This is a genomic window from Allobosea sp. GW821-FHT10B12 (assembly GCF_059415545.1).
The window spans coordinates 18259-42010 of the sequence record NZ_JBWKNL010000002.1; the positions used below are offsets into that span (position 1 = coordinate 18259).

Genomic DNA, 23752 nt, shown 5'->3' on the forward strand with positions numbered 1-23752 from the left:
CGCGATCATCCCCTCCAATCGCCGTGCAATAAAATTGCACGAAGTCGACGATTTTGACCACCGCCGCGCATGCATCGACGCTAGCGTCCGGGCGTCAATCGAGGACTGCCGCCGATGCCGCTTCAAACCCAGTTTTACCGGAAGACGCTGGAGACGCTGACCGTCTACCGTGAGCTGGTGGTGATCATGGTGCCGATTGCCGTGGCGACGCAGGCCCTGACCGAATTCGGCGTCATCAAGGCGATCTCGCCCTGGCTGGCGCCGGCGATGCAGCTCTTCGGCCTGCCGCCGGAGCTGGCGCTGGCCTGGCTGACCGGATTGCTGGTCGGGATGTGGGGCGGCGTGATCGTGCTGTTCACGCTGGTGCCGACGATGGCGCTCAGCAGCGCCGACATGACGGTGTTCTGCAGCCTGCTGCTGATGGCGCATGCCATACCGGTCGAGCAGCGCATCGTCGCCCGGGCCGGGCCGAGTTTCTGGGCAACCACGATCCTGCGCATCGCCGGGGCGATGGTCTTCGCGATCCTCCTGCACCAGCTTTTCGCCGCCACCGGCTGGCTGTCGCAGCCGATGGCCCCGGTCTGGACGCCCGCGGCGGGCGAGGGCGGCTGGATCAGCTTCTTTTTCGGGCTGGCCAAGACGCTGGTCGTGATGCTCGCGATCCTGCTCGCTCTGACCTGGGTGATGGAGCTGCTCCGGATCGTGGGCGTGCTCGACGCACTCTACAAGGCGCTCGCCCCGCTGTTCCGGCTGGTCGGCCTGCGCCAGGAGGCGCTGCCCTTCACCACGGTCGGCCTGCTGCTCGGCATCTCCTACGGCAGCGGGCTGATGCTGGCGGAGGTGCGCCGGCAGCCGATCGAGCCGCGTCAGATCTTCCTCGCTAGCGTCTTCATGGGCTTCGCCCATAGCCTGATCGAGGACACGCTGGTCGTGGTCGCCCTGGGGGCGGATCTGACCACAGTCCTGCTCGGGCGGCTGGCGTTCGCGATCGTGGCGACGGCAGCGGTTGCCTTTGTCCTGGAGCGGTTTGCAACGCCGTCCGCCGTGCCGGGCGACTCCGTGAGCCGGCCCTGAAAGAGATGCCATGAGGGCGAGGCGCCGCGGGCGATATCAGGCAGGATTCCGGCTGCCGCCATCGCAGGCACGGAGCACTGTGCAGTAGATTCGCCACACAGATACAATTTGGCGGGTTGTGAACAGCGGTTCATTGCGTTGGTCGCGCAGTGACGTAAGGTTCCGGGCGCGAACCGGGGCGGGGCGGGTGCCAATCAGACTGACTATGCGGGCGGGCCTGAGGGGGCTGGCGGCGGAGACTGCCATGCGCCGGCGGGCGAGTGCGGCCTGCATGGCGGGGAATCCCGTGCCGGTTGGCCGTGGCGACAGCGTGTCCGCCTGGCGCCTCTATATCGGGTTCTTCTCGATGCGGCTCGCCGCCGTCTCGCTCCTGGCCTTGCTCTCTGCCGTCCCGTTCTCGCCAGCGGCTGCCAATGGCGGCAGCGGTGGCAATAGTATCGGCAACTTCGGTATTGGCGGCGCAGGCGGCAGCGATAATCCGACGGGCGCCGGCGGCGCCGGCGGCGACGGTACAGGCAGCTTCAGTGGCGGCGGCGGTGGTGGCGCCGGCGCCGTCACCGGAGGGGCCGGGGGCTTCAGATCTTTCGGAAGTGCCGGCTCCGGCGAGGGCGGTGCCGGCGGCGTCCACGGCTCGGTCGACAGCGGCCTGCCCGCTGGCAGCAGCACGGGCAGCGCCGGCGGCGCCGGCAGCTATAGCGGCGGCAGCGGCGGCGGTGGCGGCGGCGCCGGCGGCTATGGCGCGGTGGTCACCGGTGCGGGCACGACGGGGACCGTCTCCGGCACGATCACCGGTGGAAATGGCGGCGCGGGGGGCGGCAGCGGCATCGACTATGGCGGCTCCGGCGGCTCCGGCGGCATCGGCCTCTTCTTCAATGACGGCGGCCTGGCGACGACGCTGACGATCGACGGCACAGGGCAGGTCCAGGGCGGCAATGGCGGCGCCGCTGGGATCGGCAGCGCCGGCAACGGCAACCACGGCGCCGGCGGCGCCGGCATCGTCGGCTCTAACCTCGCCATCACCAACAACGGCACGATCGCGGGCGGCCTCTCCGGCGACGGCACGACCCGGGCTGCCGCGATCCGCTTCACCGGCGGCGCCAATTCGCTGACCTTCGGCAACGCGACCTCGGGCCTGACCGGCGACATCGTCGTCGAGACCGGCACGCTGACCTTCGACCAGCCGACCTACGTCAACGTCGACAATGTGATCAGCGGCGCCGGCGCCGTCGTCAAGACCGGTGTCGGCACGCTCGTGCTCTCCGGCACCAACACCTATAGCGGCGGGACCACGATCACCGTCGGCACGCTCTCGGTCTCGGCCGACGCCAATCTCGGCGACGCTGCGGGCGGGGTGACGCTCAACGGCGGCACGCTGCTCGTCAGCAGCTCCTTCACCACGAACCGGACGGTGACGCTGGGCACCGATGGCGGCGCGATCGATGTCGCTGGCGGGCGCTCGCTGCTGATCTCCAGCACCGGCACAATCACCGGCACGGGCGGCCTGTTCAAGACCGGGGCCGGCACGCTCGCGATCCAGGGCACCAGCAACTATTCCGGCGCGACCCTGATCTTGCAAGGGCGGCTGGTCGCCAGCTCCTCGACCGCCTTCTCGGCGAACTCGGACTATACGATCGGCACCGGCGCAGTGCTCGAGGTCAGCGACGTTCCCGGCATCTTCGCCACGGTCGGCTCGCTGACGGGCGCCGGCGCCGTCGAGATCGGCAATGGCGCGACGCTGGTGACCGGCTCGACCAATCGGACCACGACCTTCTCCGGCACGATCACCGGCAACGGCTCGCTCGAATTCACCGGCTCGGGCACGCAGATCCTGACCGGCAGCGTCACTCTCGGCGGCGACCTCTCGGTCTGCTCCTGCGGCACCGGCCAGCTCGTTCTGAGCGGCGGCAGTTCCACCATCGGCGGCGACATCATCGTCAATGGCGGCACGCTCGCGGTCGAGCAGGGCGCCACGCTGTCGAACGGAGCCGGGGTCCTGCAGGTCAGCGGCACCGTGCGTGTCGATGGGACGGGCTCGACTTTGACCACCGGCATCGTGCTGGTGCAGGGCTTCGGTGGCACGACCGCGCTGGTCGTCTCGGGTGGCGGCGCGCTGACCAGCAGCGGCGGCGCCGCGCTGATGGGCTTCGGCGGCAGCGCGAGCGCGCTGGTGACGGGCGCCGGCTCGCTCTGGAGCGTCGGCGGCGGCGGGCTCTCGATCGGCGGCGGCTTCTCGACCGACCCGATCTCAGCGACGGTCGCCGAGGGCGGAGAACTCAGGCTCACCTCGGGCGACCTCGAGATCGATGCGCTCGGCACGCTCAACATCGGCAATGGCGGCCGCGCCGGCCTGCTCACCATCAGCGCCGGCGCCATCCTGAACGAGGGTGCGATCGTCGCCGATTTCACCGATACGGCGACGCTGGCCTACGATATTTCCGGCTCGGGCTCGCTGACGCAGCGCGGCAGCGGCGTCCTGACGCTCACGGGCAGCAATACCTATACCGGCGGGACCACGATCGCGGGCGGAACGCTCAGCGTCTCGTCGGAGGCCAATCTCGGCGATGTCGCCGGCGCCCTGACCCTGAATGGCGGCGTGCTGCGGGTCACCGGGACGGCCTTCAACCAGACGGCGCGCAATATCGTCTTCGGCGCCAATGGCGGCGGCTTCGACATCGCCGATGCCGGCAATACCTTCACCGTGACGCAGTCCTTCTCGGGCAGCGGGTGGTTCAGCAAGGCCGGCGCCGGCACGCTCGTCCTGACCGGCACGCACAGCTATTCCGGCGCGACCACGGTCTCGGGCGGTGTGCTCCGGGCAGCGCGGGCCGGCGCGTTCTCAGGCAACTCGGCCTTCACGGTTGCGGCCGGCGCGCGGCTCGACCTCGCCGGCTTCAGCCAGAGCATCGGCTCGCTCGCCGGCGCCGGCGCGGTCACGCTCGGGGCGGGCACGCTGACCGCCGGCTCGGACAATACGTCGACGACCTTCTCGGGCACGATCACCGGCAATGGCGGGCTGACCAAGGCCGGCACGGGGACGCTGACCTTGACCGGGACGAGCAGCTATTCCGGCGGCAGCCGTGTCCAGAGCGGCAAGCTTGTCGTCAACGGTTCGGTGGCCAACTCGATCGTCACGATCGATGGCGGCACGCTCGGCGGCTCGGGCACGGTCGGCGGCATCGTCGCCAATGGCGGCGGCACGGTCGCGCCGGGCAACTCGATCGGGACGCTCACCGTCACCGGCAATGTCTCGTTCGCCGCGGCCTCGACCTATCAGGTCGAGGTCAACGCGGCCGGCCAGGGCGACAAGATCGTCGCCTCGGGCTCGGCGACGCTGTCGGGTGGCACGGTCCAGGTGCTGGCCGAGAACGGCAACTATGCGGCCGCGACGAACTACACCATCCTCACCGCCTCGGGCGGGGTGACGGGTCGGTTCAGCACGGTGACCTCGAACCTCGCCTTCCTGACGCCCTCGCTCGGCTATGACGCGACCAACGTCACGCTGACCATGACGCGCAACGACACCGGCTTCGGGCCGGATGGCGGCGGTGGCACGAGTGGCAACTACATCGCCCAGACCCGCAATCAGGGCTTCATCGCCAATGCCGCCGAGGCGCTGGGCGTCGGCAATCCGGTCTATGACGCGCTGATCTCGGCCACGGCGGCCGAGGCCCGCGCCGGCTTCGACCTGCTCTCGGGCGAGGCGCATGCCCAGGCGGTCAGCGTCATGATCGACGAGAGCCGGCTGGTGCGCGACACCATTCTCGGCCATCTGCGCGGTCCGCTGCTCACGCCGGCTCCCGGTCAGGTCGCAGGCGCCTTCAGCGCCGGTCTTCCGGGCAGGAAGGGCGCGATCACGATGCCCGCGCCGATCCCGCAGCCGCGCTATGCCTTCTGGGGCGAGGCGTTCGGCAGCACCGGCAACACGGATGCCGACGGCAATGCCGCCAGCATGAGCCGCCGCAGCGGCGGCGCCCTGCTCGGGGCGGACCTGATGCTCTACGATGCGCCGGGCTCGTCGCTGAAAGTCGGCGTCGCCGGTGGCTACAGCCAGTCGCGCTTCGATCTCGATGCGCGCCTGTCCTCCGGCAAGCTCGAAAGCGGCCATGCCGCGCTCTATGCCGGCGCCCGCTTCGGCAGCCTGCGCTTCGACGCTGGTGCCGCCTATTCCTGGTCGGAGAGCGACATCCGCCGCCAGGTCGCGATCCGCGGCTTCGGCGACTTCTTGCGCCTGCAGCGACCGGGGCAGGTGCTGCAGGGTTTCGCCGAGCTCGGCTATGGCTTTGCCTTCACTGGCTTTGCGCTCGAACCCTTCGCCCAGCTGGCCTTGATCCGGGTCTCGACCGACGCCGGCACCGAACAGGGCGGCGCCGCGGCACTGCGGGTCCTCTCCTCCGAGCAGACGCTCGGCTTCACCACGCTCGGCCTCAGGGCCGAGGCGCAAATCGGGACGATGCCGCTGTTCGCCCGGGCCATGCTCGGCTGGCGCCATGGTTTTGGCGAGCTCACCCCGCAGGCCCGCACCGCCTTCGCCCTCGGCACCAGCCCGGCGGTGGTCTTCGCCGCCCCGATCGACCGCAACGCCCTCACCGCCGAGGCCGGCCTCGACTGGCGCATCTCGCAGGCCACCGCGCTCGGCCTGACCTACTCCGCCGCGATCGGCGAGCGCGCCAGAGACCACGCCCTCAAGGGCAGGATCGACATGCGGTTCTGAGGGGGACGCGAGGTCCGGCCTCGCGATCGGCTCACCCCAGGCTGAACGCCTCATGCACCGCGCTCTGCACGCCGCCGCCCATGACTGGGCCGCCGCCGGCCACATGGATGGCGTCGCCGACCAGAGCGGCGCCGAGGCCGTGGCGCGGCGTCAGCATCGGGGCGAACTGCTCCCAGCCGTCGCTGGCGGGGTCGTAAGCCTCCATCTGGCCGAAGACGCGGTTGGTGCCTTCGCCGCCCATGATGAAGACCTTGCCGCGATAGAGCACGGCGCCATGGCCGGAGCGGGCGGTCGGCAGCGGGTTGCGCGGCGCCCATTTGTCGCTCGCCGGGTCATAGGCGTGGTGCAGGTTCGAGTTGGTGTGGAACGAGTCGACGCGGCCGCCGATGACGTGGATCAGGTTGCCGATGGCCAGCGTTCCGGTGTGGTCGCGCGCCGTCGGCAGCGGCGTGCGCTCGCTCCAGGCATCGGCCTTGGGATCGTAGACGCGATGCCAGTTGACCGAGGTCTTGCTCTCGGTGGTGTCGCCGATCGCGCCACCGATCGAATGCAGCACGCCGTTCAGGCCGACGATCGCGGCCGAGCCGATCGGGCGGGGCAGGGGGGCGATCTCGGCCCATTTATCGGCCTTCGGATCGTAGACGAAGCAGCGCGGATGCGGCTTGCGGTTCTGTTCCAGGAAGCCGCCAATGGCGTAGAGCTTGCCGTCGAGAAAGGCGACGCCGACATGGTTGGCGCCTTGCGGCAGCGGAGCGCCGTCGCTCCATGTGTCGGCCTTGGGCTCATAGACATGGTGATAGGGCCGGTCGGTGCGCTGCTCGCCATAGCCGCCGACGATGTGCATGCGGTCGTCATGCGCCGCCGCCCAGGCCATTTCCGAGCGCGGCAACGGCAGCAGGGCCTTCGCGCCCCAGCGGCCGGGATTGGCGGCCTTGGGCGCCGGTGAATCGAAGACGTTCTGCGAGGCGGCGAGCTCGGGCTTGCCGATGCGGCCGGGCTGGTTCAGCCGCTCGTAATGGCCGCCATGCTGTTCGTGGCCGGGCTGCTGGGCGAGCGCCGGAGCTGCAAGGCTCGCTGCTCCGGCGGCGATCAAGCTGCGGCGGTTCAGGCTGGTCATGACACGTCCTCCCTCGCTAGAACTGTAGGGCAGACGTTGCGTTAGGAAAATGATGGCGTCAGGCAAGGGAAGCTGCGGGACGGACTTGCGGGAAAAGCGGTTCCGTATACTGCATGCGCTGCTAAGGTGCGGCACCTGAAACGGTTTAAATCACGGTAAGGCGAGGAAGCGCATGTCTGGGCATAACAAGGTCGCGATCATCACCGGTGCCGGCTCGGGCGTCGGCCGGTCCGTCGCCATCGCCTTTCTGAAGGACGGCTACCGCACCGTGCTGGCCGGGCGCCGGGTCGATGCGCTGGAAGAGACCATCAAGCTCTCGGGCGTACCGGCCGCGCAGGCGCTGGCGGTCTCGACCGACGTGACCGACAAGAAATCCGTCGAGGCGCTGTTCGCCGCCACCAAGGCGAAGTTCGGCCGCGTCGACGTGCTGTTCAACAATGCCGGCGTCAATGCGCCGGGCGGCGTGCTGCTCGAGGACCTCTCGCTGGAGGACTGGCAGAGAGTGGTCGACACCAACCTGACCGGGCCGTTCCTGTGCACGCAGGAGGCCTTCAAGGCGATGAAGTCGCAGGAGCCGCGCGGCGGGCGGATCATCAACAACGGCTCGATCTCGGCGCAGGTGCCGCGGCCGAATTCGGCCGCCTACACCGCGACCAAGCACGCCATTTCCGGCCTGACCAAGACCGCCTCGCTCGACGGGCGCAAATACGACATCGCCGTCGGCCAGGTCGATATCGGCAATGCGCTGACCGAGATGGCCAAGAAGATGACCACCGGCGTGCCGCAGCCCGACGGCTCGATCAAGGTCGAGCCGGTGATGGATGTCGATCATGTCGCCACCACCGTCCTGCACATGGCCGGCCTGCCGCTCGAGGCCAATATCCTGTTCGTCACGGTGATGGCGACCAAGGCCCCGCTCGTCGGGCGCGGCTAAGGGGTAAACTCTCGCAGTGCCGGCGCCGTGAGCGGCGATCCGCTGTCGTCCTGGTCGGGCCAGTCCCGGCCAGCGACGGCTTGCGACGAGCATAATTTGCGCGACACTGTCCGGGCCGGCTCGGGAGTGCCTCGCTTGTCAGCCTTCGATGCCTCGGAAAGGTCGGAAGACGTGGATGGTCGGCACAAGGCCGACCATGACGGGGAGGGCGCTCGGACCGGGAGCGAGCCCGGCCATGCCGCGCCGATCGATGCCAAGGTCGGGCGCGCCTATCGCCTGACGATCTGGGGCATCGCGCTCGGCATCCTGATCTTCGCCGGCAATGTCGTGCTCTGGGCGCTGGCGATCGGCAACAACCAATTGTTCAAGGACGGCGTCGACTGGGTCTACGACGTCGCGCTCTACGGCATCGCCGCGCTGGTCTTCGGCCGCGACGAGCGTGCAGAAAAGGTTGCGGCGCTCGGCATCGGCGCGGTGATGGCGGTCGCGGGCCTGCACACGCTCTACGACCTCTGGGACAAGATCCTGCGGCCGCGGCCGATCGAGCTCTTCACGCTCGGCTTCTCGGCGGCGAGCGCGATCCTGATCGCCTATCTGATCATCGGCGTGCTCTGGCGCTTCCGGCGCGAACCCAACCCGGTGATCAAGGCGACCTGGCTGTCCTCGCGCAACGATGCGATCTCGACCACCGGTTTTGCGCTGCTCGGCCTCGCCGCGCGGCTATCGCCGGTGCGCTGGCCGGAATATCTGTTCGATGTCTTCGTCGCCTTCCTCTGCTTCCAGGCGACCTGGGCGATCTGGCGCGCGACCAGACAGTCGCAGGATCGAACCAAAGTCGAAGCAAAGGGAGAATATTCTCCCTAGACCAAGGTCGTACGACCCAGTTCTTTCGCCTTGATGGCAAACAAAAAAATCCTGTCCGGCTTCTCCGGCAAGCCGCGTGGCGAAATCATGGCAGCTCCTGCAATTCATGCCGAAGGGTGCCGATATCCCGGCCCTTCGGCGCCAAGGAGCGCCAGAATGTCCGTCCTCTCTTTCATCCGCCGCGGTGCGGCCGTGCTGGCTGCGAGCCTTGTGCTCAGCGGCGCGGCGTTGGCCCAGACCGGCCCGCTGGTCTCGACCGATTGGCTGGAGAAGAACCTCAACGATCCCAAGGTCCGGATCGTCGAGGTCAGCGTCGAGCCCGGCATCTATGAGCGCGGCCATATCCCCGGCGCGCAGAACATCGCCTGGCACACCGATCTGGTCGAGACCGTCTCGCGCGACATCGCCGGGCCGGAGAAATTCCAGGCGCTCGCCCGCAAGCTCGGCGTCGACAAGGACGTGACCGTCGTCCTTTACGGCGACAACAACAACTGGTTCGCCGCCTGGGGCGCCTGGGTGTTCGACATCTACGGGCTGCGCGACAACGTGAAGCTGCTCGATGGCGGCCGCAAGAAGTGGGAGCTGGAGAAGCGCCCGGTCGCGACCAATCCGGTGCCGGTGAAGGCCTCCAACTTTACGGTGGGCGAGCCGAACAAGGCGCTGCGCGCCCGGCTGACCGACGTCGTCGCCACCGTCGAGAAGACGTCCGAGGCGCGCGTGCTCGACATCCGCTCGCCGGACGAATTCTCCGGCAAGATCATCGCGCCAGCCGGCTTCCAGGAACTGGCGCTGCGGGCCGGCCATATCCCCGGCTCGGTCAACGTGCCGTGGGCGCGCGCAGTCAACCAGGCCGACGGCACGCTGAAATCGCCTGAGGAGCTGAAGAAGCTCTATGCCGAGGTCGGGATCGACGGCTCCAAGCCGGTGATCACCTCCTGCCGCATCGGCGAGCGCTCGAGCCACACCTGGTTCATCCTCTCGCGCGTGCTCGGCTACCAGGCCGCCAATTATGACGGCTCCTGGACCGAATACGGCAATGTCGTCGGCCTGCCGATCAGCAATCCGGCCGGCACCGTCTGGGGCGGCAAGTAAGCCCCCTGATGAGCATCTCGGACGATAGCGGCGCGCTGGACTATGAGCTGGCGCGCCAGCAGGCGGGGGCGGAGCCGGTCAGGCTGCCGCCCCTGCGCTACATCGCTGCGGCTGTGGTCGCTGCCGCGATTGCAGCCTCGATCTACCTCGTCGGGCGCCATGGCGATCCGGCACCGCAGCTCCAGCTCTCGCTGATCTTGGGCGCGGCCTTCGGCTTCGTGCTGCAGCGGGCGCGCTTCTGCTTCTTCTGCATCTGGAAGGATTGGCTCGACCGGCGCGATCCGCGCGGGCTGCTCGGCATCCTCACTGCGCTGGCGGTCGGGCTCGCCGGCTACACCGTGATCTATGGCGCCTGGCTGCCCGATCCCACGGGCGCGCGCCTGCCGCCGACGGCGCATATCGGCCCGGTCGGCCCGGCGCTGCTGCTGGCGGGGCTCGCCTTCGGCGCCGGCATGGCGATCTCCGGCTCCTGCATCAGCGCCCATCTCTACCGGCTGGGCGAGGGCTCGCCGACTTCGCCCTTCGCGCTGATCGGCGCCGGAATCGGCTTCATCCTGGGCTTCCTGAGCTGGAACGAACTCTATCTCCTGACGATCTCGGACTCGCCCGTGCTGTGGCTGCCGCGCCAGCTCGGCTATGGCGGCGCGCTGCTGGCAGGGCTCGCCGGGCTCGGCGCGGCTGCCTGGTGGCTGCTGCGGGCTAGCCGGCCGAGCGAGCAGGGGGCAGCAACTCGTGTGCGGCTCGATCCGGTTGCCGCGGTTTTCCTGCGGCGCTGGCCGGCTTGGCTCGGCGGGCTCTTCGTCGGGCTGATCGGCGTCGCCGCCTACCTGCGCCTGTCGCCGCTCGGCGTCACCGCAGAGCTCGGCTCGCGCTTGCGCCAACTTGCGACCCAGCTCGACTGGCTGCCGGCGCGGCTGGATGGGCTCGACAGCTTCCGCGGTTGCGCCACGCTGATCCGCGATGCACTGCTGACGCCGAACGGCCTCTTCGTCGCTGGGCTGGTCGCGGCGGCCTTCGCTGCGGCGCTGGCGGCGGGAGAGTTCAAGCCAAGGCGGCCGACAGGCGGGCATATGCTGCGCGGGCTGGTCGGTGGTGTGCTGCTCGGCTGGGGCACCGTGTTCGGGCTCGGCTGCACGGTTGGCACCTTGCTCTCGGGTATCTCGGCCGGGGCAGTCTCGGGCTGGGTCTTCGCGTTCGGGTTGATCTTGGGGACGACGGTGACGCTGAAGCTCGGGCGGCGGTTCAGGCTGCTGGAGTGAGTGCGGAGCCACGCCGTCTTTCCGGGTCAGGCCGCAGGCCCGAGCCCGGAACCCAGAGCCGATGCGCATGGTCGTTAAGGCTCGGAGGTGGGACTGCCCAACTGTGGAGCGGCATCGGTTCTGGGTTCCGGGCTCTTCGCTGCGCGAAGCCCCGGAATGACGAGGAGGTGCAAGCGCCCATCCGCACCCTGCGCAACAAGGCGCAGACAAGGGCTTCGGCTGGGCTATAACGGGGCATCGGTTCGAGGATGTCCCATGTCGATTGCCGCCAAACTGCCCTCCATCCTGATCGCCAATCGCGGCGAGATCGCTTGCCGGGTGATCCGCACCGCCAGGCGGCTCGGCCTGCGCACCATCGCTGTCTATTCGGACGCCGATTCGGAGGCGCTGTTCGTCGAGATGGCGGACGAGGCCTACCGGATCGGCCCGGCGCCGGCGCGCGAGAGCTATCTCGATGCGCAGAAGATCCTCGCCGTGGCGAAGGAAGCCCGCGCCGCCTGCATCCATCCGGGCTACGGCTTCCTGTCCGAGAATGTCGAATTCGCCGAAGCCTGCGCCGCCGCCGGCATCGTCTTCGTCGGCCCACCGGCTTCCGCCATCAGCGCCATGGGCCTGAAGGACGCCGCCAAGGCGCTGGTCGAGAAGGCCAATGTCCCGGTCGTACCGGGCTATCACGGCGCCGAGCAGGGCGTCGATTTCCTGGCGAAGGAGGCCGAGCGCATCGGCTATCCCGTGCTGATCAAGGCGGTCGCCGGCGGCGGCGGCAAGGGCATGAAGAAGGTCGACCGGCCCGAGGATTTCGCCGACGCGCTCTCCAGCGCCCAGCGTGAGGGCAAGAACGCCTTCGGCGATGCGCGCGTGCTGGTCGAGAAATACGTGCTCTCGCCGCGCCATGTCGAAATCCAGGTGTTCGGCGACAGCCATGGCAACGTGGTCCATCTCTATGAGCGCGACTGCTCGCTGCAGCGCCGCCACCAGAAGGTGATCGAGGAGGCGCCGGCGCCGGGCATGACGGCGGAGGTGCGCGCCGCTATGGGCAAGGCGGCGACGGAAGCCGCCAAGGCAGTCGGCTATGTCGGCGCCGGCACGGTCGAGTTCATCGCCGATGGGCGCGACGGTCTCAGGGCCGATCGCTTCTACTTCATGGAGATGAACACCCGTCTCCAGGTCGAGCACCCCGTCACCGAGGCGATCACCGGGCTCGATCTGGTCGAGCTCCAGCTCAAGGTCGCGGCCGGCGAGCCGCTCGGCTTCACCCAGGAGGATGTCCGCGCCGAGGGCCATGCCGTCGAGGCGCGCCTTTATGCCGAGGATCCGGAGAAGGGCTTCCTGCCCTCGACCGGCAAGCTCTGGGCGCTGCAATTCCCGCAAAGCGAGGACATCCGCATCGACACCGGTGTCGAGGCCGGCGATTCCGTGACGCCGTTCTACGACCCGATGATCGCCAAGGTGATTGCCCATGGCCGCACCCGCGACGAGGCGCTCGACCATCTTGCCTTCGCGCTCGGCGAGACCATCGTCGCCGGGCCGCGCACCAATCTCGCCTTCCTGAAGAAGCTGGCCGAAGCCGAGGGCTTCCGGAAGGGGCCGTTCGACACCGGCTTCATCGAGCGCAATATCGAAGCGCTCGGGGCTGAGCCGCAGCCGCTCGATGCGGCGGCGGTCGCGGCGGCCGCCCTGCAGCTCGAGGAGGAGCGCCAGGTGGCGCTGCTCGACCTCGCCGTCGAGCGGACCGGCGATGAGGCCAAGTCACCATGGCTCGACGCCGACGCCTTCTCGATCATGCCGCGCCCGGCGCTCGGCCTGCCGCTGCTGGTCGATGGCGAACGGGTCGAGGCGAAGATCGAGTGGAATGGCGACGATGCCCGCGTCTCGCTGCCGGGCCATCCGCTGCCAGAGGGCGAGCACGAGGTGACCTTGGCCCGCGCCGAGGGCGGGACTTATCTGGCGCTGCACCGCGGCCGGCAGACTTCCGTCGCGCTGTTCGATCCCTTCAGCGTCGATCTTAACGCGGCGGCGGGCGCGGGCGGGGTGATCAAGGCGCCGATGCACGGCAAGCTGATTGCGCTCTTCGTCACCGCGGGCGAGGCGGTCGTGAAGGGCCAGCGGCTCGCTATCGTCGAGGCGATGAAGATGGAGCATGTGCTGACCGCCCCGCGCGACGGCACCGTCACCGAGCTCGGTGCCGAGCCGGGCGCGCAGGTGGCGGAAGGTGCGAAGGTGGTGGTGCTCGGGGAGTAGCGTCAGCGCTCGCCCGACCTCAACGTCGTCTCGGCGTAACAGGCCATGGCCTGCGCCAGATAGAGGCCGAGGCCCGGCCGCACCGCCTCGAAGGTGGCACGGAAATCGGGATGCTCGACATAGAGGCGTCCGAGCCCGGCATAGGCCTCGGCTGTCGGCGTCCAGCTTCGGCAGACCCAGGCATGGTGCCGGGCGGTCAGTGCCTGTGCTTCAGGCGCGGCGGGCGGTACCCGGCGTTCGGCGAGGCCGGCGAAGGCTGCATGTAGCGTATCCATCTCGTCGACCATGGCCTTGCGACCGCTGGCGTCGAGCGCGGCCATACGGCTCTTGGCGTCGATGAAGGCGGTCTCGGCCTCCGGACCGAAACGCGCTCTCAGTTCGGTCTCCCATTCCGCCTGCTTCTCCGCCGAGAACCCGTCGAAGAATTTGTCGTCCGCCATGTTCGTCTCCTGTCTCAATGTCTCGACCGTGCGGTCGATGGTGCGGATGAGACGGCGGTAGCGAGCGATGTCGGCGCCGAGCCTATCGCGATGGGCGAGCAGCGCCGCTTCCAGCGCGAAGCCGGGATCGTCGAGGACACGCCCGATCGTCGCGAGCGGGAAACCGAGCTCGCGATAGAACAGGATCTGCTGCAGGCGCAGCAATTCGGCCTGGCCGTAATAGCGATAGCCGTTCGCGCCGACCTCGGCCGGCGCCAGCAGGCCGATGGCGTCGTAATGGTGCAGCATGCGCACGCTGACCCCCGACGCCTTCGCCATCTGCTTGACCGTGCGCCGCATGTGGCCCGTCTCCCTACCGTCTCGCGTCGACTTATCGGGGCTCACGCGGTGTGAGGGTCAAGGCTTTGGCCTCGGCGCGAAGCGGTAGTGGATCAGGTCCATGACCACGGCTTCCTCAGCCGTGCGGTTGCGATAGCCGTGCCGGCGGTCGGCAGGGAAGCGCAGCGATTGCCCTTGCCGGAGATGTTGCCACTCCTCCTCGATCAGCAATTCGACCTCGCCGTGCTGGACGGTGATGTGCTCGACGACGCCGGTCTCGTGCGGCTCCGAGATGCTTTCGAATCCGGGCGCAAAGGTGAGTTCGTAGAGCTCGAAGCCGAACCGCGCCTCGTACCGAAAAATGAGAGCCCGCTGCATGCCCTCCTGTGATGGGCGCACGCGCAGTTTGGCGGCGTCGCGCATGAGCAGGACATCACCGCTCCCCCCATCGGCCTCCAGCAATGCGGTCATCGGCACGCCCAGGCCCGTGGCGATCTTCCAGAGTGTCGCGATGGTCGGCGCGGATTCGCCGCGCTCGATCTGGCCGAGCATCGCCTTGCTGACGCCGGTGCGGGCCGCCGTCTGATCGAGACTCCAGCCGCGCTCACTCCTGATTGATTTCAGCAGCTTCGGCGTGTCGACGGGGCCGATGGACTTCATGGCGGATGTTCTCAGTTTTGTGCGTTATTGCGCACGGTTAGTTTGTACGTTAAAGCGCACGCGCCGTCGTATCACCCTATTGGAGGCTTGTCCCATGCAGCCAAACACCAGGCTCGATCTCGACCGCATCCGACAAGGGAGGCGAGAGATCTCCCCGGTCTTCCGGGACACGCCGCAGTTCAGATCTCCGACGCTCGGCGAACTGCTGGGCTGCGAACTCGTCATCAAGCTCGAGACGGCGAACCCGATCGGCTGCTTCAAGGGGCGTGGCACCGAGGTCGCGATGGCGCGGCTCGCCGGAAGCGCCGGTCCCAAGGCCGCGGTCTGCGCCAGCGCCGGCAATCTCGGGCAGGCGCTCGCCTATAGCGGCCAGGCGCACGGCATCGACGTCAGCGTGATCGCGGGGAAGGGCGCCAATCCCGGCAAGATCGAGCGCATTCGCCGCCTGGGCGGAGTGGTCGAGCTGGTCGAGGGCGATATCGAGAATGCCCGCGAGCGCGCCCGCGAGATCGCGGCACGTGGCGAAGCCTTCCTGATCGAGGACAGCGAGAATCTCGATACCTGCGAGGGTGCCGGCACGATCGGCCTCGAACTCGCCGAGGGTTTCGATCGCATCGACACCGTGCTGCTCGCGCTGGGCGGTGGCGCGCTGGCGACCGGCGTCGGCCATGTCTTCAAGGCCCTGTCGCCCGCGACCGAGATCGTTTGCATCCAGCCCAAGGGCGCGCCGGCCCTAGCCCTGTCCTGGCGCACCCGCTCGGTCGTGACCACCGAGAGCACCGACACCATCGCTGACGGCGTCGCCGGGCGGTTTCCGATACCCGAGGTGCTCGACGACCTGCTCGCCGTCGCCGATCATGTCCCGCTGGTCGAGGAAGCCAGTATCGTCGAGGGCATGCGATTGCTCTACCGGCATGCCGCCCTCGTCACCGAGCCTTCTGCTGCGCTCGGCATCGCCGCGATGCTGGAAGATCCCGAGCGCTATCGCGGCAAGCGCGTCACTACGGTGATTTGCGGGGCGAACGTCCTGCCCGATATGTTCAGCGCCTGGATGCAGAATTAGAGGCCTCCCAGCGCGACGATCGCCCTCTCCGCCACGGCGAGGTTGATCTGCGCCAGCGGGTCCTCGTCTTCGTCGAACCAGGCGGTCGAGAGCCCGCACCAGGCCAGGATCCATTTCAGCAGGCGCTCGCGCTCCAGCCCCGACTTCGCCAGTACGATCTCCAGCCGGCGCTCGAAGCGGCCGGGCACGGTCGCGACCGGCGGTTGCGGATCGGCGAGATCGGGGTCGCAGAACAGGATCGTGTATTCGAAGGCGCGGTCACCGATCACGCATTTCGGATCGATGGCGAGCCAGCCTCTCGCCTCGAAGTCGAGCACGTTGTCGTGGTGCAGGTCGGCATGCAGCGGCAGTATCTCGCGCTGCGCCGGCAGGAGCCCGTTCGCAGCCGCAGCCGAGTGGGCGAGGATGCCGCCGTGCTTGGCGGCAGCTGGGAACAGGTCCTTGAACCAGGTCTCCAGCGGGATCAGGCCGGAGGGCGCCGGGCCGCGCGGCTTCTGCAGGGCGGCGATGGCGTCGCAGAGGATGACGGTCGCCTCGTCGTCGCCCGCCGCGCCGCTACGGGCCATGGCGGCCAGCGAGCGGGAACCGGTGGCGCGCTCGATCAGCATGGCGCTGCCATCGTCATTGCGGGCGAGCAGGCGAGCGGCGCCGTCGCCGGCCCAGTAGTCGAGCGGGAGATGGCCGAGCCGCTCATGTTCTCCGTCCGGGAGCTTCAGCATCGCGGGCTCGCCATGCTGCAGCACGGGCAGCAGGTGGCTGCCAGGCGTCCTGATCGGCTCGCCGGCAGGTTCGAGGGTCCAGCGGGTCAGCCAGGGCGAAAAGGCATTGGTCGGCATCGTCGGTCGTCGTCAGTCTCGGTTGATGGGCGAAGCGATCCGGGAGGGTTCGCCCTGCCATCCCGGATGCCTTGTCGCTGAGGTGTCGTGCAATTGCGTCGCGAGTTAGTCGGCGGCGCGGCCACGGCCCATCAGCGGGTACTGCTCGACCTCGTAGATCTGGCCGGAGACATGGCCGCTCTCCTCCGAGAGCCAGAAGGCGGTGTGGGCGGCGATCTCGGCCGGCTGCATGATCTGGCCGAAGGGCGCGAATTCGAGCGGTACCTCCTTCTCCCAGCCCGGCTTCTTGCCCTCGCGCTGCTGTGTCGCGTCCTCATTGGCGGTGAAGGTCCAGCCGACATTGAGCTGGTTGACCCGGATATGCTCGCGCCCGAGTGTGTTGGCGAGGTTGCGTGTCATCGTCATCAGCGCGCCCTTCGACATCGAATAGACGGTGAGGTTGGAGTTGCCGCACCAGGCATTGATCGAGCCGACGGTCAGGATCGCGCCGCCGGATTTCTGCAGGCGGAAGGCGCGGATCGCGGCCTCGGCGCAGAGCAGAGGCGCGCGGGTGTTGATCGCGAAGATATGGTCGAAGAAGGCGCCGGTGGTTTCGCCGAGCACGCCGCGCGGATAGATGCCGGCATTGTTGACGAGCCCGTCGATGCGGCCGAAGGCTTTCCGCGTCGCATCGACCAGCGCCTGGGCCGTCGCAGGCTCGGCGAGGTCGCCGATCGCGCCTGAAGTCGCGGGGCCGAGCTTGCGGCAGGCAGTGTCGACCTCGTTCTGCTCGCGGCCATGGATCAGCACCTTGGCACCCTCGGCGATCAGTCGCTCGGCCATGGCGTAGCCGATACCGGTCGAGGAGCCGGTGACGAGAATGGCCTTGCCTTGCAGTCCGCGCATATCGTGTCTCCGTTCGGGTCGGTGGTCTTAGTAACCCGCGCAGGCGGCGCCGTCATGGCCGCGCCCTCGCGGGTCACCCCGGCGCGGCGCGGTTGTGGAGAAAGGCCGCAGGCTCTGGCGAGGCGCCCCGGCGAGGATTAGGTTGCCCGCCATGCCGCTCCATATCCTCAAGCTCTGCGTCGGCGCCGAATCGATCAGCGATCTCGAAGAGTGGATCGCCGAGCGGCAGGCGCAGCGCCGCGCCCGCGGCGAGCCCGCGGAACAGCTGCACACCACCCGCATGGTGCCGAAGCGGATCGAGGAGATCGTCAACGGCGGCTCGCTCTACTGGGTGATCAAGGGCCAGGTCTCGGCGCGCCAGCGCCTGATCGACATCCGCCCCTTCACCGATGGCGAGGGCATCGGCCGCTGCCATCTGGTGATGGAGCCGGTGGTGGTGCCGGTCGAGCCGCGCCCGTTCCGGCCGTTCCAGGGCTGGCGCTATCTGCAGGACAAGGACGCGCCGCGCGATATCGATGGCCGCAGCGGCGATCTCGGCGTCATGCCGGAGCAGATGCGGCGCGAGCTGGCGGAGCTGGGGCTGCTGTAGGAGAAAGCGACTATCCGTTTGCTGTTCAGACTGCCGCGAGTACCTGCTGCAGGTCCGCGATCTGCTCGGCCGTGAGCGCCCGCTTGGGCAGGATCTGATAGTTGTAGTCCGACAGGAAGAACAGGAAGAGGTGCTTGTCCTCGCGGATCTTCATGTAGTCGCGCCAGGCAAAGCGATTGTGCACGCCCGGCTGCTCGGCCTCATAGGCTTCCTCGTCCCAACCGGCCGAGACCGGTAGGCGTACGAGCTTTTCCTGCTGGAACCGGCGGCGGATGACGAGCGGGCTGAGCGCGAGCGGAAGGCCGAGACTGGTGCCGAGGATGGTCGCGGTGATGACGAGCGCGAGCGGCCAGAGGTGGCCGCGCAGCGCGGGCCAGGGCGTCCCCGCGGCAAGGAAGAAGCCGATGACCACCGCCATCGCAATGCCCCAGAGCACCACCATGCGGACAATGGTTTTCTTCTCGCGAAACGCGCTGAAAGCGTGCAGGCGAACGGCGCGGCGCAGGTCGAGTTCGTCGAGTGTGAAGGTCGCTTTGCGATTCATGTCAGGCTCGGAGCGCCGAATTGCATCCGTGGCGTGCAGCGCTGGGAGCGCACCATGACCCGGCCAGTTGTTTCCGACATCGGCACGAACTCCTGCGCGTAGTACGACCAGTTGTACAATGTCGGTTGCTGCGCCGACCCAATGACCAGGACAGCGTGAAAAGCGAACTGAAAATCGCTTGACCCCCCGCCATTTTCGACCGGGGCCTGCATGCGCAGGCCCGCCAGCTGACGCCAGCTGCTCATCTCGCCATAGACTCCGAGCGGCTGCGTTGGAACCTGGATGCAGAAAGGTCGCCCGTTCGCGATCGAGGTCGCGCTTCGCGAGACGATCAGGACGTTGAATGCCGACCATGACAGCAGGATCAGGGTTGGCCCCGCGAGTGCGAGCAGGACAACGGTTTCCACGCCAAAGCGCTTCGGTGTCCGATCGTTCTGTCGAGAAAAGAAAATGATCGCGGGCAGGTTCACCGTGACGGCGATCACGATCCCAATGAAGCCGGCGCTGCTTTCCAAGGCCAAGGCGCCGATCGAAACCAGCAGCACCAGGAGGAGGTGGGCGAGGAGAGCAAACCCGACAACCTTCGACACCCGCGGCAGGGTCGCGCGGCTGGCGACAAGCGCGCATGCGGCTCCCAGTGGAAGCAACAGCAGGACAACCGCTACGGCAATCGCGCCGGCGTTCCAGCTCTGATAGGAAACCGGATGGATGCCCCATACGGCTAGCCCGCTGATCAGCACCAGCCAACCGCACCACAGCAGGACTGCGGAAAGAGCCAGAGCATGGCGCAGCGTCAGCACGCCAGTTCACACCCCGATATTGTCGATCAGCCGCGTCCCGCCGATCCGCGCTGCGATCAGCAGCCTAATCGGGCCGTCGGCATGCGAGGTCACCGGTGCCAGCGTGTCGGCATGGCGGGCTTCGAGATAGTCGAGCTCGAAGCCTGAGGTGATGATCTCGGTCTGGGCATCGGCGACGGCCTGGAAGAGCGGATCGTCGTTGCGGATGCGGGCGGCGAGCGCCTGCATCACCCTGTGCAGCGTCGGCGCCAGGGCGCGCTCCTGCGCCGAGAGGTAGCGGTTGCGCGAGGACATGGCGAGGCCGTCCGGCTCGCGGAAGGTCGCGAGCGGCACGATCTTGATGCCGAGATCGAGATCGCGCGCCATCCGCGTCACCACCTTGAGCTGCTGGTAGTCCTTCTCGCCGAAGATGGCGAAATCGGCCTTGCTCTGCGTGAACAGCTTGCAGCAAACCGTTGCGACACCTTCGAAATGCGTCGGGCGGAAGCGATCCTCCAAGCCGACGGCAGCCGGGCCGAGGAGTAGCACGCGGCTGGCGAAGCCGGGCGGATACATCTCCTCGACGGCAGGGAAATAGATCGCGTCGGCGTTGACGGCTTCGAGCTGGGCGCGATCGCTGTCGAAGGTGCGCGGGTACTTCTTGAAATCCTCGTGCGGGGCGAACTGCGTCGGGTTGACGAAGATCGAGACGATGACGCGGCGGGCATGCTTCTGCGCCTCGGTTACCAGCGCGATATGGCCCTCGTGCAGAGCCCCCATGGTCGGCACCAGCGCGACCTTCTCGCCGGCGGCATGCCAGGCCGCGACAGCCTCGCGCATCGCCTTGACCGTCTCGAAAACCGCGACCTGCGACATAGCGCTTCTCCCTGAGGCTGCTGGACGGGTAGCAAATACGGGCGGCCCGGCCAATATCTTCGGGATGAGCGAATCCCGGCGAAGAGCATGACGCGCGAAGACGGCAAGTCGGTGGGCAAGGCGGGCGAGACGCGCCCGGCCGAGAATGCTGCGCGCTCGAAGCCCGGCGAGATCGACCGCTTCCTCACCGCAGCCAAGCAGCTGGCGCCGCTCGCGACCGGGCAGGCCGGGCGGCTCGTCTTCGCGCTCGATGCGACGATGAGCCGACAGCCGACTTGGGATCTCGCCTGCTCGCTGCAGGGCCAGATGTTCGAGGTCGCAGCCCGGACCGGCGGGCTCGCGGTCCAGCTCGTCTATTTCCGCGGCTTCGACGAATGCCGAGCTTCCGGCTGGCTCGGCGAGCCGCAGCGCCTGACGGGGCTGATGAACAGGATCGACTGCCGCGGCGGCCAGACGCAGATCGGCCGCGTGCTCAAGCATATCCGCGATGAGGAACGGCAGGTGCCGATCCGCGCCTTCGTCTATGTCGGCGATGCGATGGAGGAAGATGTCGACAGGCTCTGCGCGCTCGCCGGCGAGCTCGGCCTGCGCGGCATCAAGGGCTTCGTCTTTCAGGAAGGTTCGGATCCGGACGCCACAGCCGCCTTCGCCGAGATCGCACGCCTGACCGGCGGGGCACATGCCCGCTTCGACGTCGGTGCGCCGAACTCCCTGCTCGACCTGCTCCGCGGTGCGGCGGCTTATGCCAGTGGCGGGCGCGAGGCGTTGCTGAAACTCGCCGGCCAGAACGCGGCGGCACAGAGGCTGCTGACGGCAATGGAGGGCCGTAAATCGTGACGCTGCTCTACGGCATCGCCACGCTGATCCTGCTCTGGTGGCTGGTGAAGCTCTTCGCCGGTGCCGACCCGAAGAAATTGGTCAGGCTCGGCAAGATCGTCGGCGGCGTCGCCTCGCTGGGCGTTGCGGCGCTGCTGATGCTGCGCGGCCGGCCCGATATGGCGATCTTCCTCGGCGGTCTCGGCGCCTGGCTGCTCGGCTGGAGCGCCTATGGTCCGGGCGGCCTCAGGATGCCGGAATGGGCGAGGGACTGGGGCGGCACCGGCTCGGCCGGGCGTTCCAAGGTCGCCTCGGCCTTGCTCGAAATGGAGCTCGACCATGACAGCGGCGGCATCAAGGGCAAGGTTGTCGCAGGCAGCTTCGCCGGGCGCGATCTCGACGATCTCAAGCCCGCCGAACTCAGCGCGCTGCTGCGCGAATGCCTCGCCGGCGACCCCGATGGGGCGCGCCTGCTAGAGGCATATCTCGACCGCCGGGCGCCCGGATGGCGTGAAGACGCTGATCGTCACCGCGACGCGGGGCAGCGCGGCCCGGCGCGCTCGGGCGCGATGACGGACGAGGAGGCCTACGAGATCCTGGGGCTTCAGCCGGGGGCGGGCCAGGAGGCGATCCGCGAGGCCCATCGGGGCCTGATGAAGCGCATCCATCCGGATGCCGGCGGCACCAGCGGGCTTGCCGCTCGCGTCAACCAGGCCAAGGATACCTTGCTGAAAAAGCATGGCTGATCTCCTTTCCCGATCGCTCAGCTGCGGGTGGCGAAGCAGGCGAAGCCGCCGCGCTTGAGCTGGGCGCAGGCCTTCTCGGCGTCCTTCGACTCCTCGAAGCCGGCGAAGCGGGCGCGGAACAGAGTGGCGCCACCCTTCTCGACCTTCTCGGTGAAGCCGGAGGCGTCGGCGAGCGAGCCGGAAGCCTTGGCGCGGGCCCGGGCCAGAATGTCCTTTGCCTTGGCCTCGTCGTCGGTGGCGCCGAGCTGGATCACCCATTTCGAGGCGATCGCAGTCTTCTCGGCCGGCTTGGCCTCGGGAGCCTTGGCTTCAGGCGCTTTGGCAACCTGAGCCACCTTGACCGGCAGCGGCGCCGGCTCGGGCAGGCGGGCCTCGAGCTTCTTCGGCATCGGCTGGACCTCGTCCCTGGCAGCCGGCTCGGCGACCTTGGCGATCGAGGAGGTGACATCGACATTCGCCGGCGGACGCAGGACCTTGCCCTCGGCTGGCGGAGCGCCGATCGACCAGCGCATGGCCGACGGCGTCGTCGTCGCGGCGACCGGGCGCATGTTAGAAAGGGCGAGTGCCTGGGCGCTGCCGCTGAGGGCGCGCGGCGGCGGCATCTGGGCGGTGGTCGTCGTCGCGGCATAGGCGCGGGCGGCGGCCGGAACCTCCGGCTCGGCGCGCGGACGCGGCACCGGGATCGGCGCGGGAGCCGGGGCCGGTTCAGGCGCCTGGGCGACCACGGCCGGGCGAGCCGGCGGCTCGGGAACCGGGGCGGGAGCGGGCGCGCGATAGCGCTCCTGCTGCGGCTCGGAGGCCTCGGCGATCATCGGCGCGCTGCGGCCGCCAGTGCTGGCGCGGGGCAGGCTGGCGAGGACGAGATCGGACATGATCTTGTCGCGCGAGGCGCCGGAGCGGCCGCCGAGCACAATCGAGACGATCTGGCGGCCTTCGGTCTTGGCCGAGGTCATCAGGTTGAAGCCGGAGGCGCGGGTATAGCCGGTCTTGATGCCGTCGACGCCTTCGATGCGGCCGAGCAGGCGATTATGCCCGCGGATGGTGCGCGAGCCGTACTGGAAGGAGCGCATCTGGAAGAGCGGGAAATAGCGCGGAAAGCGTTCCTGGATCGCTCGGGCCAGGATGGTCAGGTCGCGCGCCGTGGTGATGTTCGGCGGCGAGTTCGGCAGGCCGTGCGGGTTGTAGAAGCGGGTCGAGTCCATGCCGAGCGAGCGCGCCTTGCGCGTCATCTGCTCGGCGAAAGCCTCTTCCGAACCGGCGATGGCCTCGGCGACCACGACCGAGGAATCGTTGGCCGAGAGGGTGATCATGCTCTTGATCGCGTCCTCGACCTCGATGGTCGAGCCGGCGCGCAGGCCGAGCTTGGTCGGCGGCTGCGAGGCGGCGTAGGACGAGACCCTGAGCTCCGAATTCATGTTGAAGCGGCCGCGCTCCATCTGCTCGAAGAGCATGTAGAGCGTCATCACCTTGGTGAGCGAGGCCGGGATGCGCGGCGCATCCTCGTTGACGGCGTGCAGGGTGCGGCCGGTCTTGGCGTCGACGACCATCGCCGCATAGGGCGGGGCGTAACCGCCCGAGACATGGCGCCGCTTCTTGCGGGCCGCTTCCGCGGGGGACACCGTCGCGGCCAGCACGACGGCAACAGCACTCACCACCCCGACGACTGCGAGCCAGCGCCCGCGTCGGGACCCAACGCAACCAGAAGCCATGCAACTCGCCTCAACTTAACCCACCCGTCCGTCGCAGGCTTTGCAGCGTGGCGCGAAGGACACAGACGAGGAGGTTAGGCGGATGCGGTTACGGAGCGGTTAAGCGCCAAAAAGCCTTCTGCGAAGCTGTCAGGTTGCAAACCGTTGTCGGTACACGCCGGGGTGCCCTGCGTTTGGTGCATTGCAATGCGATGTTGAC

20 protein-coding genes are annotated in these 23752 nt (G+C 68.3%); 11 read left to right on the top strand and 9 right to left on the bottom strand.

Features of this window, described 5'->3' with window-relative positions; translation table 11 throughout:
* Window positions 1-114: 114 nt before the first annotated feature.
* Window positions 115-1074 (top strand): nucleoside recognition domain-containing protein, encoded by a 960-nt coding sequence (locus tag AC07O0_RS05320; RefSeq protein WP_494620724.1) that lies wholly within the window; start codon window positions 115-117, stop codon window positions 1072-1074.
* A 244-nt stretch (window positions 1075-1318) separates the two neighbouring features.
* Window positions 1319-5785: an autotransporter domain-containing protein gene (locus AC07O0_RS05325; RefSeq protein WP_494620726.1), complete on the top strand. Its 4467-nt coding sequence runs from the start codon at window positions 1319-1321 to the stop codon at window positions 5783-5785.
* Window positions 5786-5816: 31 nt separating this feature from the next.
* On the opposite strand, the gene AC07O0_RS05330 is transcribed toward AC07O0_RS05325, so the two are convergent.
* Window positions 5817-6902 carry a Kelch repeat-containing protein gene (locus AC07O0_RS05330; RefSeq protein ID WP_494620728.1) on the bottom strand — a complete coding sequence of 362 codons (1086 nt, stop codon included), beginning with the start codon at window positions 6900-6902 and terminating at the stop codon, window positions 5817-5819.
* 172 nt (window positions 6903-7074) lie between these two features.
* Between AC07O0_RS05330 and AC07O0_RS05335 the strand changes: the two genes are divergently transcribed.
* From AC07O0_RS05335 to AC07O0_RS05355, 5 genes are all read left to right on the top strand, one after another.
* Window positions 7075-7836 carry an SDR family oxidoreductase gene (locus AC07O0_RS05335; protein WP_494620730.1) on the top strand — a complete coding sequence of 254 codons (762 nt, stop codon included), beginning with the start codon at window positions 7075-7077 and terminating at the stop codon, window positions 7834-7836.
* 135 nt (window positions 7837-7971) lie between these two features.
* Window positions 7972-8700: a cation efflux transmembrane domain-containing protein gene (locus AC07O0_RS05340; RefSeq protein ID WP_494620732.1), complete on the top strand. Its 729-nt coding sequence runs from the start codon at window positions 7972-7974 to the stop codon at window positions 8698-8700.
* A gap of 156 nt (window positions 8701-8856) precedes the next feature.
* On the top strand, window positions 8857-9792 hold the full coding sequence (locus AC07O0_RS05345; RefSeq protein WP_494620735.1) for a sulfurtransferase: 936 nt from the start codon (window positions 8857-8859) through the stop codon (window positions 9790-9792).
* 8 nt (window positions 9793-9800) lie between these two features.
* Window positions 9801-11051, top strand: coding sequence for a YeeE/YedE family protein (locus tag AC07O0_RS05350; RefSeq protein ID WP_494620737.1), 1251 nt, complete (start codon window positions 9801-9803; stop codon window positions 11049-11051).
* A 255-nt stretch (window positions 11052-11306) separates the two neighbouring features.
* Window positions 11307-13292: an acetyl/propionyl/methylcrotonyl-CoA carboxylase subunit alpha gene (locus AC07O0_RS05355; RefSeq protein WP_494620739.1), complete on the top strand. Its 1986-nt coding sequence runs from the start codon at window positions 11307-11309 to the stop codon at window positions 13290-13292.
* A gap of 2 nt (window positions 13293-13294) precedes the next feature.
* Here AC07O0_RS05355 and AC07O0_RS05360 read toward each other — a convergent pair whose 3' ends face one another.
* The gene (locus AC07O0_RS05360) at window positions 13295-14071 is read right to left on the bottom strand and encodes a MerR family transcriptional regulator (RefSeq protein WP_494620741.1); all 777 of its coding nucleotides are present in this window, start codon (window positions 14069-14071) and stop codon (window positions 13295-13297) included.
* A gap of 57 nt (window positions 14072-14128) precedes the next feature.
* On the bottom strand, window positions 14129-14710 hold the full coding sequence (locus AC07O0_RS05365; protein ID WP_494620743.1) for a helix-turn-helix domain-containing protein: 582 nt from the start codon (window positions 14708-14710) through the stop codon (window positions 14129-14131).
* A 94-nt stretch (window positions 14711-14804) separates the two neighbouring features.
* On the opposite strand from AC07O0_RS05365, the gene AC07O0_RS05370 reads away from it, so the two are divergent.
* Window positions 14805-15773, top strand: a complete 969-nt coding sequence (locus AC07O0_RS05370) for a threonine ammonia-lyase (protein ID WP_494620745.1) — start codon at window positions 14805-14807, stop codon at window positions 15771-15773.
* Here the strand turns inward: AC07O0_RS05370 and AC07O0_RS05375 are convergent.
* Together AC07O0_RS05375 and AC07O0_RS05380 are read right to left on the bottom strand one after the other, a co-directional pair.
* A complete protein-coding gene (locus tag AC07O0_RS05375; protein ID WP_494620747.1) occupies window positions 15770-16609 on the bottom strand; it encodes an aminoglycoside phosphotransferase family protein in 840 nt (279 codons plus the stop codon). The two genes, AC07O0_RS05370 and AC07O0_RS05375, sit on opposite strands and share 4 nt — an antisense overlap.
* A gap of 105 nt (window positions 16610-16714) precedes the next feature.
* Window positions 16715-17494 (bottom strand): SDR family NAD(P)-dependent oxidoreductase, encoded by a 780-nt coding sequence (locus AC07O0_RS05380; RefSeq protein WP_494620749.1) that lies wholly within the window; start codon window positions 17492-17494, stop codon window positions 16715-16717.
* A 151-nt stretch (window positions 17495-17645) separates the two neighbouring features.
* On the opposite strand from AC07O0_RS05380, the gene AC07O0_RS05385 reads away from it, so the two are divergent.
* Window positions 17646-18083 carry a DUF1489 family protein gene (locus AC07O0_RS05385; protein ID WP_137881131.1) on the top strand — a complete coding sequence of 146 codons (438 nt, stop codon included), beginning with the start codon at window positions 17646-17648 and terminating at the stop codon, window positions 18081-18083.
* A 25-nt stretch (window positions 18084-18108) separates the two neighbouring features.
* Here AC07O0_RS05385 and AC07O0_RS05390 read toward each other — a convergent pair whose 3' ends face one another.
* Genes AC07O0_RS05390 through panC form a run of 3 tightly spaced genes read right to left on the bottom strand, consistent with a single transcriptional unit; the run spans window position 18109 to window position 20282 of the window.
* The gene (locus tag AC07O0_RS05390) at window positions 18109-18627 is read right to left on the bottom strand and encodes a YcxB family protein (RefSeq protein ID WP_494620752.1); all 519 of its coding nucleotides are present in this window, start codon (window positions 18625-18627) and stop codon (window positions 18109-18111) included.
* Window positions 18624-19427: a hypothetical protein gene (locus AC07O0_RS05395; protein ID WP_494620754.1), complete on the bottom strand. Its 804-nt coding sequence runs from the start codon at window positions 19425-19427 to the stop codon at window positions 18624-18626. Before AC07O0_RS05395 ends, AC07O0_RS05390 begins: the two co-directional genes overlap by 4 nt.
* 6 nt (window positions 19428-19433) lie before the next feature.
* Complete coding sequence (gene panC, locus AC07O0_RS05400) at window positions 19434-20282, bottom strand: pantoate--beta-alanine ligase (RefSeq protein WP_494620756.1); 849 nt, start codon at window positions 20280-20282, stop codon at window positions 19434-19436.
* A gap of 87 nt (window positions 20283-20369) precedes the next feature.
* Here panC and AC07O0_RS05405 point away from each other — a divergent pair, with 87 nt between their 5' ends.
* Both AC07O0_RS05405 and AC07O0_RS05410 read left to right on the top strand, forming a co-directional pair.
* Window positions 20370-21119: a VWA domain-containing protein gene (locus AC07O0_RS05405; protein WP_494620758.1), complete on the top strand. Its 750-nt coding sequence runs from the start codon at window positions 20370-20372 to the stop codon at window positions 21117-21119.
* The gene (locus AC07O0_RS05410; protein WP_494620760.1) at window positions 21116-21844 is read left to right on the top strand and encodes a DnaJ domain-containing protein; all 729 of its coding nucleotides are present in this window, start codon (window positions 21116-21118) and stop codon (window positions 21842-21844) included. Before AC07O0_RS05405 ends, AC07O0_RS05410 begins: the two co-directional genes overlap by 4 nt.
* A gap of 17 nt (window positions 21845-21861) precedes the next feature.
* Here the strand turns inward: AC07O0_RS05410 and AC07O0_RS05415 are convergent, their stop codons facing one another.
* Complete coding sequence (locus AC07O0_RS05415) at window positions 21862-23496, bottom strand: serine hydrolase (RefSeq protein ID WP_494620762.1); 1635 nt, start codon at window positions 23494-23496, stop codon at window positions 21862-21864.
* Between the last annotated feature and the right edge of the window lie 256 nt (window positions 23497-23752).